14 protein-coding genes are annotated in these 14,594 nt (G+C 43.2%); 3 read left to right on the forward strand and 11 right to left on the reverse strand.

Going from position 1 to position 14,594, the window contains the following annotated elements:
• Window positions 1-4 precede the first annotated feature (4 nt).
• A complete protein-coding gene (gene arcA / locus IGJ74_RS16630; protein WP_008380174.1) occupies window positions 5-1,228 on the reverse strand; it encodes an arginine deiminase in 1,224 nt (407 codons plus the stop codon).
• Between the two features lie 391 nt (window positions 1,229-1,619).
• Here arcA and IGJ74_RS16635 point away from each other — a divergent pair, with 391 nt between their 5' ends.
• A complete protein-coding gene (locus IGJ74_RS16635; protein ID WP_034872886.1) occupies window positions 1,620-3,425 on the forward strand; it encodes a M3 family oligoendopeptidase in 1,806 nt (601 codons plus the stop codon).
• Window positions 3,426-3,472: 47 nt separating this feature from the next.
• Here the strand turns inward: IGJ74_RS16635 and IGJ74_RS16640 are convergent, their stop codons facing one another.
• From IGJ74_RS16640 to IGJ74_RS16680, 9 genes are all read right to left on the reverse strand, one after another.
• A complete protein-coding gene (locus IGJ74_RS16640; protein WP_005233316.1) occupies window positions 3,473-3,940 on the reverse strand; it encodes a TspO/MBR family protein in 468 nt (155 codons plus the stop codon).
• Window positions 3,941-4,066: 126 nt separating this feature from the next.
• The gene (gene celB / locus IGJ74_RS16645) at window positions 4,067-5,422 is read right to left on the reverse strand and encodes a PTS cellobiose transporter subunit IIC (protein ID WP_008380179.1); all 1,356 of its coding nucleotides are present in this window, start codon (window positions 5,420-5,422) and stop codon (window positions 4,067-4,069) included.
• 7 nt (window positions 5,423-5,429) lie between these two features.
• A complete protein-coding gene (locus IGJ74_RS16650; RefSeq protein ID WP_086332733.1) occupies window positions 5,430-5,933 on the reverse strand; it encodes a hypothetical protein in 504 nt (167 codons plus the stop codon).
• A gap of 15 nt (window positions 5,934-5,948) precedes the next feature.
• Complete coding sequence (locus IGJ74_RS16655) at window positions 5,949-6,263, reverse strand: PTS cellobiose transporter subunit IIA (protein WP_016620318.1); 315 nt, start codon at window positions 6,261-6,263, stop codon at window positions 5,949-5,951.
• Window positions 6,264-6,285: 22 nt separating this feature from the next.
• Window positions 6,286-8,310, reverse strand: a complete 2,025-nt coding sequence (locus IGJ74_RS16660; protein ID WP_087664540.1) for a BglG family transcription antiterminator — start codon at window positions 8,308-8,310, stop codon at window positions 6,286-6,288.
• A gap of 64 nt (window positions 8,311-8,374) precedes the next feature.
• A complete protein-coding gene (locus IGJ74_RS16665; RefSeq protein WP_008380187.1) occupies window positions 8,375-8,692 on the reverse strand; it encodes a PTS cellobiose transporter subunit IIB in 318 nt (105 codons plus the stop codon).
• A 297-nt stretch (window positions 8,693-8,989) separates the two neighbouring features.
• Window positions 8,990-9,829 carry a glycosyltransferase family 8 protein gene (locus IGJ74_RS16670; RefSeq protein ID WP_008380189.1) on the reverse strand — a complete coding sequence of 280 codons (840 nt, stop codon included), beginning with the start codon at window positions 9,827-9,829 and terminating at the stop codon, window positions 8,990-8,992.
• Window positions 9,830-10,051: 222 nt separating this feature from the next.
• Window positions 10,052-10,573 carry an NADPH-dependent FMN reductase gene (locus IGJ74_RS16675; RefSeq protein WP_005233313.1) on the reverse strand — a complete coding sequence of 174 codons (522 nt, stop codon included), beginning with the start codon at window positions 10,571-10,573 and terminating at the stop codon, window positions 10,052-10,054.
• Between the two features lie 35 nt (window positions 10,574-10,608).
• Window positions 10,609-11,214 carry an NADPH-dependent FMN reductase gene (locus IGJ74_RS16680; RefSeq protein ID WP_005233311.1) on the reverse strand — a complete coding sequence of 202 codons (606 nt, stop codon included), beginning with the start codon at window positions 11,212-11,214 and terminating at the stop codon, window positions 10,609-10,611.
• 202 nt (window positions 11,215-11,416) lie between these two features.
• Between IGJ74_RS16680 and IGJ74_RS16685 the strand changes: the two genes are divergently transcribed.
• Both IGJ74_RS16685 and IGJ74_RS16690 read left to right on the forward strand, forming a co-directional pair.
• Complete coding sequence (locus IGJ74_RS16685) at window positions 11,417-12,262, forward strand: MarR family transcriptional regulator (protein ID WP_016620316.1); 846 nt, start codon at window positions 11,417-11,419, stop codon at window positions 12,260-12,262.
• Between the two features lie 59 nt (window positions 12,263-12,321).
• Window positions 12,322-14,073, forward strand: a complete 1,752-nt coding sequence (locus IGJ74_RS16690) for an ABC transporter ATP-binding protein (RefSeq protein WP_042890891.1) — start codon at window positions 12,322-12,324, stop codon at window positions 14,071-14,073.
• A 54-nt stretch (window positions 14,074-14,127) separates the two neighbouring features.
• Here IGJ74_RS16690 and IGJ74_RS16695 read toward each other — a convergent pair whose 3' ends face one another.
• Window positions 14,128-14,493 (reverse strand): hypothetical protein, encoded by a 366-nt coding sequence (locus tag IGJ74_RS16695; protein ID WP_005233306.1) that lies wholly within the window; start codon window positions 14,491-14,493, stop codon window positions 14,128-14,130.
• Between the last annotated feature and the right edge of the window lie 101 nt (window positions 14,494-14,594).

Below are 14,594 nucleotides of genomic sequence, written 5' to 3' on the forward strand. Positions count from 1 at the left end.
TGATTTAAATATCTTCTCTAACAAATGGCATGCTCATGCAACGAGGACCGCCACGACCACGAACCAATTCACTGCCGGAGATTTTGTGCAATTTGATACCGGCTTCTGCCAACTTCTGATTGGTGATGGTATTGCGGTCATATACGACGACTTCGCCAGGTGCGATCGTCAAGGTATTGGAACCGTCATTCCATTGTTCCCGAGCTGCTGCAATCAAATCACTGCCGCCGCAACGAATCAATTCAACCGTATTTAGTTCTAGATAGCGACATAAAATATTTTCCAACGTGTCCTTTTCTTCTTTGATCGTCACCCCATCACCTGCTCGTGAGATTGAATAAACCGTCAGCTCTCCTTCGATTTCTGGATGGATCGTAAACTTGTCATGATCGACCATTGTAAATACCGTATCTAAATGCATGAATTTGCGCTCTTGACCAATGTCAAACGCTAGAACATACTCAAAGCTTGGCTCATTTTCGAACACTTTGCGGGCCAGCTGCTCAATCGAAGCGGCATCCGTTCGTTGCGAGATACCAATCGCCAACACATGTTTTGACAGAACTAATTCGTCGCCACCTTCGATGCGGGTTGGTTGGGCGCGATCATAAAGCATATGAGGCGGATTTTGCTGGAACATTGGATGATGAGCAAAAATATATTTGCCGTATAACGTTTCGCGCCGTCTTGTTTCTGAATACATGCGATTCAAGGATACTCCGTTACCAATCGTCGCAAAGGGATCTCGTGTAAAATACAAATTCGGCATTGGATCGATCAGAAATGGGTATTGATCATCCACGGTCCCAGCGAGGCTCTGGGTATTTGGCAGCTCCAGTTCATTTTTGGCTAAACCAGCCATAGTTTTGTCGATCAGTTCCCGATCATTGTCACAAGACATAAAATAATCCGTGACTTCTTTGATGATCTCAGAACTTTGGATTGTAGTTTCCGCTAAATAATCCTTGAGAAATTGCTGTTTGATTTCTGGTGACGTGAGCGATTCAGCAGCTAAATCTTCTAGATACAACACCTCCACATCATTTTGACGTAGGACTTCCGCAAACCGATCATGTTCTGCTCTGGCTTGTTCCAAAAAAGGAATATCATCAAATAGCAGGCGGTTCAAATGATCAGGAACAAGGTTCTCCAATTCCCGACCAGGGCGGTGAAGCATGACTTGCTTCAATCGTCCAATCTCTGAAAAAACATGAATAGCATTTGGCATTTTTCTTCCTCCTTCTTCTGTTTACACCTCTATGCTACCTAATTGTATACGCTTTCGAAGTGGTATATTTCGTGTTCTTTTCGCAAAGGATTTGGCATTATGCATGAAAAAGCGAATATCGCTCATCAGGCGTTTTTTTACTCGCTGTTTTTTTTCATATGTAATATTTATCCATCGATTTTTTTCTAAGAATTTGATGAGGATGTGATAGTTTTTTTATTTTTGACGTTTTTCCGCCCTATCAATAGATCAAGGAGTTATACATTCCATTTTTTGTTTTTGGTACAGTTTCATCAAGAACCCTTATTTCATAAGGATTCTGATGGTTGCGACCAAATTTCGTTATGCTATACTTAATAAGATCGAAGGAAAAGAAAGGGGTTTGATAGGAATGACCTATTCAATCAATTGGAATCTGGAAACAATCTTTCCGGGAGGCAGCGATTCTGTTCAATTAAAAGAACGCATGAGCCAACTGGAAGAACAAATTGCAAATTACCGAACAACAGTCGATGCATGGTCGCCCAACAGCGAAGACGATGCAGCAAAATTAGAAGAGTTACTTGATTTATCCGCAACTATTAGTCAAGGATTTTCACAATGCGGCAGCTTTATCAATGCCTTGCTTTCAGCGAATGTCAATGACAGCAAAGCCAAAATCCTGACGGGTGACCTCTACGCAAAATTGCCAGCACTGCAAGCAGCACAAACCGTTTTCTCGAAAAAATTGACAGAAATTTCTGAGGATGATTGGACAGCACTAGTTAAAGCGGAAAACTTAGCACCTGTCGCTTTTCGTTTAAGCGAGATTCGCCGCGACGGCAAAGAATTGTTATCCGAAGCAGAAGAGACCATCATCAATACTTTAAATTTAGATGGCTTGAATGCTTGGAGCCAACATTACGATACGATCGTTGCCTCGATCGAAATTCCTTTCCTGCAAGAAGACGGCACGACGATCAAGTTTTCAGCTGGTCAAGCCTTCAATAAAATGATGGGTGATCCTGATCCGGAAGTTCGTGCGCGTTTATTCGACACTTGGGAAAAGACGTGGGCAGAAAAAGAAGACCTCTTTGCGGATACCTTGAACCACTTAGACGGTTTCCGCCTTTCTACCTTCAAACTTCACGGTGTCACTGATTACTTGAAGGAACCATTAGAATACAATCGTCTGCAAAAAGCGACATTGGATGCTATGTGGGGCACGATCCAAAAGAACAAACAGCCGATCGTTGATTTCTTGACCCGCAAAGCGCAGCTTTTCGGCAAAGAAAAAATGGAATGGCAAGACCAAGATGCGCCAATCATCCTTGGCGATATGGAAGAAAGAACCTACACCTTTGATGAAGCAGCTGACTTCATTTTGACCAACTTCCGTAAGTTCAGCCCAAAAATGGCTGACTTTGCCCAAGTCGCTTTTGAAAAAAGCTGGATCGAAGCAGAAGATCGTCCCGGCAAACGTCCTGGCGGCTATTGCACCAGCTTGCCAGAAACCAAAGAATCACGTATTTTCATGACCTACAGCAATTCTGTCAACGAAGTAGCGACGCTTGCCCATGAGCTCGGTCACGCTTTTCACAGCAGCGTTCTTTGGGAGCTGCCAGAATTAAACCGCAACTATGCCATGAACGTTGCCGAAACAGCAAGTACCTTTGCTGAATTGATCGTTGCTGATGCAACCCTCAAAGAAGCAACGACAAAAGAAGAAAAAATCAATCTATTGGATGCTAAAATGCAAAATGCGATCGCGATGTTCATGAACATCCACGCACGTTTTATTTTTGAGAACAGCTTCTATCAAGCTCGTCAAAAGGGCTTGGTTTCAGCGGAACAAATCACGGAAATGATGACTGCGGCGCAAAAAGAAAGCTATGCGGATGGGTTAGCGACTTATCACCCACATTTCTGGGCAGCCAAATTGCACTTCTTTATTGACGATGTGCCGTTCTACAACTTCCCTTATACCTTTGGTTACCTCTTTAGTATGGGGATCTACGCGTATGCCAATGAAAAAGGGTCTAGCTTTGAAGAAGAATACATTGCTTTATTGCAAGATACTGCTTCAATGACGACGGAAGAACTGGCGCAAAAACACCTTGGTGTCGATTTAACGAAACCAGACTTCTGGCAAGCAGGGATCGACATGGTCCTAAAAGATGTTGCCAGCTTTATGGAATTGACTGAAGACTATATCTAAAAGAAAAAACCCTCTTCCAACAAGACGCTTGGAAGAGGGTTTTTCTATCAGGCATTCAATAAAGTTAAGCCAATCGTTAAGTAGCCGGCGTATAAACACCAAATCAAATAAGGAATAAACAAGTACATCGCTTTTTTGTCGATGCGAGCAAAAAGGATCATACAAATAATCACTGATAACACTAACAAGACAATAATGACCGTTCCTGCCCAGTAAGCATTCCAGCCAAAGAAAACGATACTCCAAAAGAAGTTTAATACTTGCTGGATCGCAAAGAAGATGTAGGCATTCTTTTTAAGCGCTGGATTGACTTTGGCGACGATCAACAGATACAACGCCGTTCCCATAAAGGCATACAAAATCGTCCAAACGATCCCAATGATCCCGCCAGGAGGGGCTAAAAAGGGTTTTTCCATTTGCGCATACGTTCCGGCAATGTCCCCTGCAAACAAACTCGAGATGATTCCTGTTGCTTCAATGCCGATCACACAGACCAGCCAAATTAAAAATTTCATGTTCTCCACTCCTTCTTTTTTTCATAACTCACTAGTTTCATCGTACCATCGAATCGAAAAAAAGCAGAATAGAACGCTTAAAAAAAGAAACGGCCGTGTGGACGTTTCTTTCTTATTCCTTTCGATTTATGCTGCTTGTTCCCCTTCTTGGGCTTCTTGCTTGACTAGGCCTGCGTCATAAGAACGAGCGAATGGGAAGTAGATCAAAAAGGCAACGCCTGCACATAAGAAAGCACAAACTGCGGCTTTCCAATCGCCTCCACTTCCAATAAATGCGCCGATGCCGATTGGAGAAGGCCATGGCATTTGGGCGATCATCGGTCGAATGATTTCCAATTCGATCGCAAAATAGGCAATCGATGCGGATGCCATCGGTGCTAAGAAAAAGGGAATCGCTAAGAAAGGATTATAAATCAAAGGAATCCCGAAAATCAACGGCTCGTTAATATTGAATAATGCTGGAATGATCGAAGCTTTTCCTAACACTCTTAATTGTTTTGATTTCGCCAGATAAACCAAGAATAAAGCGAGACCTAGCGTTGCCCCTGAACCACCGACGGTCACATACGCATTGTTAAACTCACCAGCTAATGCAAAATTGGCGCCCTCAGCATTGGCTGTCAAATTGCCTAAGGTGATTGGCGTCAATACAGAGAAAATGATATTTGCGCCATGAATCCCTACTAACCATAATGCACTGACTAAAAAGTAAATCACCATCAAACCTAACCAACTGTTGGTCAAATTGGTAACAAACCCAAAAGGTACCGCAATGATTTGGAAAATATCCGTTCCTGCTGCAACTAATGCGCCATTGATGATAAGAACCGTGAAGGCCACAACAAAGGCGGGAATCAATGCTGTAAAGGCACGGGCAACCCCTAATGGGACTTCTTCAGGCATTTTAATGACCCATTTTTTCGTCACACATAAACGGTACAACTGAACGGCCAACACCGCCATAATGATACCGGTAAATATCCCGGTCGTTCCTAAACGCTCCACCCCGTCGCCACCGATCGCCCAGCCATTGATGATAGCATTTTCTTGATCGGTGATCCGTGACATGTTGCCATCCACAATCATCAATTGTGGGATCGACATGAAAAAGGCAAACATCGATAGTAACGCCCCACTCATAGGCGCAAGATCCAACTCTTCTTCTTCCGCATAGATCTTGGTGTATTCATAGCCGAGAACGATACAAAAATATAATGCCAAAAGTCCCATTGTCGTGCTGTTTGCCAGCATATACAATTCACTGACTCTGAAAAAAGTATTATTGAAGAAATCTTCTAAAAAGGTAAAGGTCTGCGGCAATACATTGATAACTAAAAACATCGAGCCAACGATCGTAAAAGGAATCGAAGCCATCCCAGCAGCCATGATGGCACGTACGATTTTGAACTGTGCCACTTTTCCTAACGGTCCCATGACGGCCGTTTCTAAGAGACTGAACAACTTGCTATTTGATTGTTCCATAATGTAACTACTTCCCTTCAATGAGTTTTTGGTATTCTTTAATATATCCATAATACGTATCTTTTTTGTGACGGATCTTATTCACACGCTGCAAACATAGCGCAGCTAACGTTAGCCCCACACTAAGCCAGAGTGTAAGAATGCCTCGATTGTGCAGTGTATTATCAAGAAAAGGAAAAACGAATGAAAACAGAGGAGAGAAGAAACAAACGGCGCATAAAAGGAGATTCATCGTCAGTTGACAAAGATAAAACAAGCGCGTCCACCGCAGTTTTTCTGCTATTTGCTCTGAGTGGCTGCCATAAAGGCGCACGTATTCTCCAATTGCCGAAATAGCCAAAACCAACAGCGCCAGCGGAAGAATCAGGAGTAGGGCATTGCTGGCCATCGCAGCCAATAACCAATAAAGATTTGCAAAGAAAAACACTGCTAATACATACCTTAGAAATAAAAAGCGATTAAACCGAAAATTTTTTTCTGCCATTTTTTTCTGTTGTTCTTGATTGGTCATTTGTTCCCTTCCTTTCTACCGCTCTCGCTGGTATAACGCCAGCATTTCAATCGCCACTTCTCGCAAAGTCATCGTTGTCATTAGATGATCTTGTGCATGGACCATGATAATCTCCATGTCGATTTTTTCGCCGCTGGCGTATTCTTGTAATAAGCCCGTCTGTGCTTTATGGGCCTCTACTAGTGCTTCATTTGCTTGATCCAGTTTTGCTTGTGCTGCTTCAAAAGTTCCTTGGCGCATCTCTTGGAATGCTTCATGAACGATTGTCCGAGCATCCCCGCTGCTAAGAATGATTTGAAAAGCGGTCTCTTGTAATTTTTCTGATTCCATTGTTCTTTCTCCCTTACATGTGCTATATATGTGCTTCTAGGTGATACCCAATAAAACATTTCATAAAATGTTCAAAATCACCACTTGCTATGAGTGCATCTTTAAATGATTCATCTTCAATGATCGGTACTAACAGTTGGCTGATTTTGTTCAATTCTACTTGCCCCAATCGATCAGGGGAAAGTAAGAAAATCAGCTGGATCTGGTCATGCTCGTCATCCCATTTTATGCCTTGTTTTAGTATAGCAACGGCCGCATAAGCATCATTGGTGATCGGTTCAATGGGGTGCGCCACCGCCAAATGATCCGAAAAGGCTACTGAGCTATAGGCTTCTCGTAAAGCAAGCTGCTTGCCTAGCGCTTCTTTCACTGAACGTTTTTCCAAGCCTTCAATTTTCGTCAGCAACTGATCCATAACAGTTGCTTTGTCAGTCTCTTCCTCTATCAGCAGAAAAAGTTCTGAGCGAAAGCTGGTCTCAATCAATTCCCGCTCCTTGTCAGATAAAGATTTCGGCTGTTGTTTCAGTATGCTACCATACTGTTTTTTGATTTTATACTGCTTCAACTGGCGATTGATTTTTTGGATATCTTTTTTATCTAAAAAAACACTGACGGTGACGATGGGGATATTTAGAACCACATCTGGTACTTTGATGGATGAAATGATCAAATCGATCCCTGCTAGTTTTTGTTCACTGATTTCGTAATAGCTGATCATATCTTCAATCACGATTTTTGAACCAAGTTCGTGTTCCAAACGATTTTTTAACATTTGCGAACTACCAATTCCTGTTGCACAGATCACTATGACCTTGGCTTTTTGTTGATTCGCTAAGCGTTCCATCGCAGCAGTTAAATGGATCGTCAAATAGGCAAGCTCTCCTTCGGTCACTCTATAGGGGGCAAAGAAGGGAACATCAGAAAAATGCCGAATCGTTAACTGAAAAAAGTCACTGTAATCTTTTTTGATGGTCTCTAGCAAAGGATTCTCCATACTCGTACCGTTATTCAATCGTTGCAATAAGGGGGTGATATGCATCATCAGCCCTTCTATCAACAGTGGATCTTCGACTAAGCAAAAGCCGGTTTCTTGATCGATTTTATGCAAAACAGCTAACAGCTGTTGTTTGACCTCGTTATCATCTAAATCGATCTGTTCACGGATAGTTTCGGAAACTAGTTTGTTTTTTAAGTGAATGGCGATATAAAAAGCCTCTTCTGGCGGCAAAGCAATGCCCATCTGTTGGCGAATCTTCTCAACGATCTCTATAGCCGACTGGTATTCTGCTTCTTGTTCCAATTCAGGATCCTGCGGATGCAGCTGGATCTCAAAGCCCGACTGCAGCCGTTTTATCGCTAAGCCTATATGCAGAACGATCGTATAGATCATAAAATCAGAGAGTTTCAAAAAGTATTTACGACAGGTGTCCAAGACGATGATCACGATCTCCTCGATCGCTATCCCCTCTAATAGATGTTTGTACATTGAGAATGCATAAAGATTGTCTTGCAGGCGATTCATGAAAAAGTAATTCATGATGAAATGCCGTAGACTGTTTTCAGATCCTTCGACATAAATGCCTTGGCTGGTTCGATGTTTCAACTCGATCGTGTAAGGCTTTAATAATTGCTTGATTTCAACGATATCATTCGAAATCGTCGAGCGTGAAACACATAGATCCGCTGCCAAATCATCAACAAAAACGGGCTTATGCCCAAATAACAATTGATTTAACAAAAAATATTGCCGGTCATTGGCTTCATTGATCGTGGTTAGATCGTCAGCTGTTGGCCTGAGATTGGTCTTCTCTGAATAAAACAGATCAAAGGAACGCTGGTCCGTGATGTTCAAGCGATACCCCTGTCCTTGCTTGGCACAAATTTGACCAATCTTATGGTTCTTCAGGATAAGTCCCAGACCTTGAACGTACTTGCGAGTAGTCCGATCCGAGACCCCCAGTTGATTTGCGATCTGTTTGCTGCTAGTGTATGTGTTGCGGTTTTGGTAGAGCATCTTTAGCATGATGATTTCTTTTTTACTCAACATTATTCATCAACCTTTTTCATCAACCTATTTTCATCTAGCTACTTATTTGAACTGCTTTGAACTGCTATTTGATATTTTGTTCTACCACAGCAGCTAATTTTTCAATGCCCATCGGTATCGGAACATAGGCTTGGGGCGGAATATTTACGATGGGTCGTTGGTACTTGATGGCAGCTTTTTCAAGATTCGCAAAGTACATCTTAGTTTGAGGGCTGACTAAGTATAGGTCGTATTCATCTTTGGCGATCGTGGCTGCTCCTTGAGAGGCAGACGTTGCATCTAGTTCAATTTCTTTTCCTCGCTCTTTAAAATATTCCGTCGTTTTTTTTGCAATGACCGATGAAGACATACCGCCTGCACAGATGATTAATGCTTTTTTCATATAGTTTTCCTCCTTAACAAATACACTCATTTTCACTATCTATGTTCAGTAGCTGCTAAATAGTGGTGTAGTACTGATTTTCCTTACGTTGAATAAATCAGTTGCTCACCTGATTTAGCATGGCAATGGGTTGATAATGTCATCATAATAGATAGCGCTTTCTTTTTGAACACAAGGTGTTTCCTTATCGATGCGGAAGCAAATTAGATGCGTCTACTTGATTTTACAAGAATTCCCTTCAAAAAATGATCGAAAAAAAAGCTTTACCTGTCTTTTGTCCAAGTAAAGCTTTTTTAATCATACGCTCTTTGATTGTTCCTCTTCAAACTTCCGCCGTTCATTTTCTACATATTTGTATAACGAACCGTAGCGGCTGCGATAGCCTTTCTTCCATGGTTTCTCTTTGCCGCAAAAATGCAGCAAAACGGTATGTTCGATGACCCAATCCAAACTCCATTCCCCTAGGCTGATCGTCTCATACGTACGGTTTTTCCGTACATCATAGTTATAGAGCTGATCAGGAATCGCTAGCACCCGATCACCATATAACCCATTCAAAATATCTTGATCCGGCAAAAAGAGGTTCAAATGATTTTTCTCAATGAAGGCTGCGATTTCTGTTTCTTTGACCTCTTGCCGTAGCTGGTGCACATTCATCAGCAAGACACCTGAATTATAGTAGCCTTCTGACTCATAATTGCGCAAACGGACTTTATTGATGACCGTCGTCACTTCTGTCAGCTTGGAATGACTGGCAGCGGCATACAGAAAATCCCCTAACGTCAGCTCATACAAGGGGCGCAAATCATTGATGCACAAAATATCCGCATCCAGATACAGGATTTTTTCCACCTGCTGCGGCAAGTAATTTTGTGCCAACAATCGATAGTAGATTGATTCTGGGTAGCGGTCACTAACTGGTGCCGTTTTAAAGATCGAACCAGAACCGATGATGACGGGATGATAGGTCATCGCCAATTTTTGACAAAAGACCTCTAGCTCTGCACCTTGTCTCAATTCTTTTTCTTGTAAGACATAGACATCGAAAGATGCTGCTGTCGTATGGCGTTTGATTGAATATAACGTTGTTTTTAATTGTTCACTGAATCGATCATCAATCGCAAAAAGTAGATTCATGCTCTTGTTCACTCCTCTGTTACTGGATGCACTCGTTGGGCAAAAAATCGAACGCAGTTGCCCGCATCTTCTGTTCTTCTAGTATACCCGATTTTTAGTCATTCTTTCAGTGAAATAGCCTTTCCAGTGAAAACCATTCCTTGGAAACGCAAAAAAATGCTGCTCCATTCAATGAATGAAACAGCAAATGATCGATGATAAATGGTGACCTCCTAAAACAGATCAGCGAATCGTGGCAAAAGCTTTTGACCACAACAACAATTCATCCAGCATGTCATTGACACCTGCAGCCATGTGCGCACCGGGTTTGAAGGTACTGAAATTTTCAAAATCTGTGAAGAGATTGAAGGCTGGGTTAGTCCGCACGGTGGCAACTTTTTGTTCAGCTAAAACGTTACGCAATTGTTCAGCGGCACGAATCCCACCGCCAGAACCATAACTGACGATCCCAGCTGCTTTATCAAACCATTCTTCCCGTGCAGAGTCTACGGCATTTTTCAAGGAAGCCGCAAAACCGTGGTTGTATTCTTGTACGATGAAGATATAGCCATCTAATTCAGCGATTTTTTTGTTCCACGCCATGTTTGGCTCAGCCGTTCCCATAAACGGTAAATCAAATGCCTTTACATCAACGATCTCAAACTGATGCTCTGACCGTTGAGTAGCAATTTCTTGAATATATGCTCCGACTTGCGGACTTACGCGTCCTTCTCTTGTACTGCCTAAAATAATACCAAATTTCATGATAGGTTCCTCCTAAGATTGTTTTCGTTTGTTTTTTAACGATTGGCAAATGTGTCTGCCCAGTCCAATAATTCCGTCAACATATCGTTCATTCCTGCCGTCATATGTTCGCCAGGAGTAAAGGTGGCAAAATTTTCAAAATCAGTAAATAAGTTGAAGGCTGGATTAGTGCGCACCGTGGCTACTTTTTGTTCCGCCAAAATCAAACGAACTTGCTCAGCGGCCCGAATCCCCCCTGCTGAACCATAGCTGACGATTGCTGCTGCTTTGTTGAACCATTCCTCGCGGGCGCTGTCTAACGCATTTTTCAAGGAAGCCGATAGCCCATGATTGTATTCTTGTACGATGAAGATATAGCCGTCTAATTCAGCGATTTTTTCGTTCCACGCTTGGTTCGCTTCGCCTGTACCCATAAAGGGCAAGTCGTAGTCTTTGATATCAATGATTTCAAATGAGCGGTCGCTATGTGCTCGTGCTGTTTGTAAAACGTAATTGGCTACTTGCGGACTCACGCGGCCTTCTCTCGTACTGCCAACGATGATTCCGATTTTTTGCGCTTTTTTCTTTTCCGGAGTGCGATACACCTCTTTAATTACTTCTTTTTCAATTATTTGTTCTTTTTTCCCAAATCCAAAGACCATTCTTTTGTACTCCTTTTATTGTGTTTTCTTTAACGATGGACTCAGCATATCAAACTTACTTTTAGTAAGTCAATCATTTTGCTTACTTTTTGTTAGAAAAAAAATCCCAGCTACTTCCTCTTGACATTCTTTCGGCACCGAACTATAATCAACTCATCGATATCATTAGGTACCGAACAATAATTCAAAAGGAGTGTTCTCAATGAGTACAATGACCGATCACTTAATGAAACAGCTTCGTTTTATCAGCGAAGCCAGCAATGCTTTTATGAGTCAAAATAACCAACGCCTTTCTGGACAGCAACGCGTCCTAGCCGTTTTAAATTTAGAAGATGGCTTGGTGCAAAATTACCTCGCAGAAGTTTTAGATTTACGGCCAAGTTCCTTGGCAGAACTATTGAAGAAAATGGAAAGCAGTGGGGATATCCAACGCAAAGAAGATGCAGCCGACAAAAGGATCAAACGAATCTTTCTGACAGAGACTGGACGAAAAAAAGCAGAAAAATTACTGGCACAAAAAGAAGCCGCCAGCAGTCAAACGTTTTTTGCTGGGTTAACAGAGGAAGAACAAACCGAATTTGCCCGTCTGCTTGAAAACATCGCCGCTGGGTGGGAAGCTGACTTTCAGCAACAGACGCAACGCTTTATTGACCCGATGGATCGTCTACAAGCTATGCAGGAGATCCGGGAACAGATGATGAAGCAATGGGGTGGAAATTGGCAGGAAATGACGAATGACGATCGCCGAAAAATGAAGCAACAAATGAAAGATACTTGGCAAGATATGGGCGCTGACGAGCGGCGTCAAATGAAAAAGCAGATCAAAGAAGCCATGCGGCAAATGCCATTTCCTGGACACCGCGGCATGTTTGGCAATCGGCCATTTGGGCCATTTGGGCCATTTGATAGTAGCGAGGCGAATGATCCACGGGACACATGGGGAAAAGGCAACTTGTTTGATGCCTACGGGTTTGGACAAGACCGCAAAGCAAGACCTGATTCCGCTTATAAAGACGAAGCAGCCGAAGATGATTGGCAGGATTTCTAATAGCACCTAATGAAAAAGAAAAAGCTGCAGGCCATCTTGCTTGTAGCGGAGGAAAACGAATGGAAACAACGACACCAACAGTGAACAAAAACACATTTAAAATGAAAGACTTTATCCACCTGATCGTCAGTGTCAACCCCAAGAATGGCTTGTTTCTTTTAGGGATGCTCTTTAGCCTGATCACAAGTGCCGCCAGTTTGGTCGTGCCGCAGCTGACGAAAACGCTAGTCGATGCCAGCGGCACCCCCACGTTCAGCTCCTCCATGCTGGTCGTTTTGATCCTAGCCTTTGTGCTGCAATTAGGCGTAGGCACTTTAGGCGGCTTTCTCTTGCGCTATGTGGGAGAAAGTGCCGTGAAAACGTTGCGGGAACGTCTTTGGAAACATCTGCTGCATTTGCCAGTCAGCTATTTTGATGACCACAAGTCGGGGGAAAGCAGTTCGCGACTCGTCAATGATACTTCCGTGATCAAAGACCTAGTCACCTCGCAATTTCCCAGCTTTGTCACCGGCTTGATCCAATTGGTCGGTTCGATGATCATCTTGTTTTTGATGGATTGGAAGATGGCTGCGATCATGTTCAGTGCGGTGCCTTTGATCACCTTGATCATGTGGCCGATCGGCAAGATCATGTCGAAACTAGGACGCCAACTACAAGCAGCGACTGCCGATTTCAATGCGGATGCCAGCGAAAAACTCTCAGAGATCCGTTTGATCAAAGCCAGCAACGGAGAAGCTAGTGAACAAGAAAACGGTCGGCGCAACATTGGAGCAATCTTTACCCTCGGGGTCAAGGATGCGAAAGTTAGTGCGATTTTGCAGCCAATCATGACGACGGCAATGCTGGGATTACTCGTAGGAATCCTCGGTTATGGCGCGATCCGTGTCCAAGCCGGCACCTTGACGAGTGGCGCATTGATTGCTTTTCTACTGTATCTCTTTAATATTATTGCGCCTGTGACTACGTTTGCGATGTTCTTTTCACAAGTCCAAAAAGCGATGGGTGCTACGGAACGGATCCAAGAAATTTTGGATACGCCGCTGGAGCCGATCCAGGCAGCACCCAAAGCCGCTATCGACGGCGCAGTCCTACGGGCAGAACAGATCGATTTCAGTTACGATCCCAAACGGCCGATTTTGCAAAACATTTCTTTTGAAGCCAAACCCAACACCGTGATTGCTTTTGCGGGACCAAGCGGCGGCGGAAAATCCACGATCTTCGCTTTACTGGAACGCTTTTATGAACCCACCAGCGGGCGCTTGCTGATTGGTGAACAGCCGATAGCTGACATTGATCTGCAGGACTGGCGGGCACAGATCGGCTATGTTTCCCAAGACAGTGCGGTCTTTGCCGGTACGATTCGGGAAAACTTGCAATACGGATTAAGCCGAACACTGTCAGAGGAGGAATTGTGGCAAGGACTGGCATTGGCTTATGCCGATCAGTTCGTCCAAGAGTTCCCCGAAAAACTAGAAACACAAATCGGCGAACGCGGCGTCAAACTATCTGGCGGGCAAAAACAACGGATCGCCATCGCACGAGCATTCTTGCGAGACCCCAAGCTGCTGATGCTCGATGAAGCGACCGCCAGCCTAGATTCTCAGTCGGAAGAAAAGGTCCAGCGGGCGTTGGATCATCTAATGGAAGGGCGCACGACATTAGTGATCGCCCATCGCTTGTCGACCATCGTGGATGCCGATCAAATCTACTTTATAGAAAAAGGTACCATTACCGGTCAAGGTACCCATGCAGAATTGATCAACAATCACCCGCTTTATGCTGCCTACGTGAATGAACAAATGATCAATTAAAGAATAAAAACTAGAAAAAAAACTGCTTATTGATGGATAAGCAGTTTTTTTCTATTAGCCAACAGCTGAATGTTGCTTCTCTTCACGCGCCACAGGCACTTGATTCCCTCGCTGTAATTCTTTCAGCACCTGGTTTTCTGCCCGCAATAAATCCCTTTCGCTTTGGGCAGTAGCAAGCTTTCCTTGATAGACCAAGACTTCTTCTTGGTAGGTTTTGGCGGTCTTTTGGACTTCTTCTTCTAACTGATCGATTTTATGGGTCAATTCTTGATTGATCTGTTCATATTTTAGGTAAAGCTTTTGGGCATTTTCGATATTCGTTTGTTCCAAATTCGCTTTGCTGGATACTCGGGTAGCCAAATAAGTAAGTACACCAGTAATGAGTGACGGCAAGACAACAGTTACGATCGATGTATCCATGATCCTCCCCCATTCTTTTTGATACGATTCATATCATCTGTTTCCAGTATAAAAGATACGATTCGTATCGTCAACTGATGTGATATTTTTTATATCAAATA

The organism is Enterococcus sp. AZ009 (genome assembly GCF_050548785.1).
GTDB lineage: Bacteria > Bacillota > Bacilli > Lactobacillales > Enterococcaceae > Enterococcus_D > Enterococcus_D entomosocium.

Coding starts and splice junctions, on each gene's coding strand:
- IGJ74_RS16655 (WP_016620318.1), bottom strand. CDS start 6,263: ATGGAATCAGAAAAATTACAAGAGACCGCTTTTCAAATCATTCTTAGC.
- celB (WP_008380179.1), bottom strand. CDS start 5,422: ATGGAACAATCAAATAGCAAGTTGTTCAGTCTCTTAGAAACGGCCGTC.
- IGJ74_RS16685 (WP_016620316.1), top strand. CDS start 11,417: ATGAGTACAATGACCGATCACTTAATGAAACAGCTTCGTTTTATCAGC.
- IGJ74_RS16670 (WP_008380189.1), bottom strand. CDS start 9,829: ATGAATCTACTTTTTGCGATTGATGATCGATTCAGTGAACAATTAAAA.
- IGJ74_RS16665 (WP_008380187.1), bottom strand. CDS start 8,692: ATGAAAAAAGCATTAATCATCTGTGCAGGCGGTATGTCTTCATCGGTC.
- IGJ74_RS16695 (WP_005233306.1), bottom strand. CDS start 14,493: ATGGATACATCGATCGTAACTGTTGTCTTGCCGTCACTCATTACTGGT.
- IGJ74_RS16680 (WP_005233311.1), bottom strand. CDS start 11,214: ATGGTCTTTGGATTTGGGAAAAAAGAACAAATAATTGAAAAAGAAGTA.
- IGJ74_RS16640 (WP_005233316.1), bottom strand. CDS start 3,940: ATGAAATTTTTAATTTGGCTGGTCTGTGTGATCGGCATTGAAGCAACA.
- IGJ74_RS16635 (WP_034872886.1), top strand. CDS start 1,620: ATGACCTATTCAATCAATTGGAATCTGGAAACAATCTTTCCGGGAGGC.
- IGJ74_RS16690 (WP_042890891.1), top strand. CDS start 12,322: ATGGAAACAACGACACCAACAGTGAACAAAAACACATTTAAAATGAAA.
- arcA (WP_008380174.1), bottom strand. CDS start 1,228: ATGCCAAATGCTATTCATGTTTTTTCAGAGATTGGACGATTGAAGCAA.
- IGJ74_RS16660 (WP_087664540.1), bottom strand. CDS start 8,310: ATGTTGAGTAAAAAAGAAATCATCATGCTAAAGATGCTCTACCAAAAC.
- IGJ74_RS16675 (WP_005233313.1), bottom strand. CDS start 10,573: ATGAAATTTGGTATTATTTTAGGCAGTACAAGAGAAGGACGCGTAAGT.
- IGJ74_RS16650 (WP_086332733.1), bottom strand. CDS start 5,933: ATGACCAATCAAGAACAACAGAAAAAAATGGCAGAAAAAAATTTTCGG.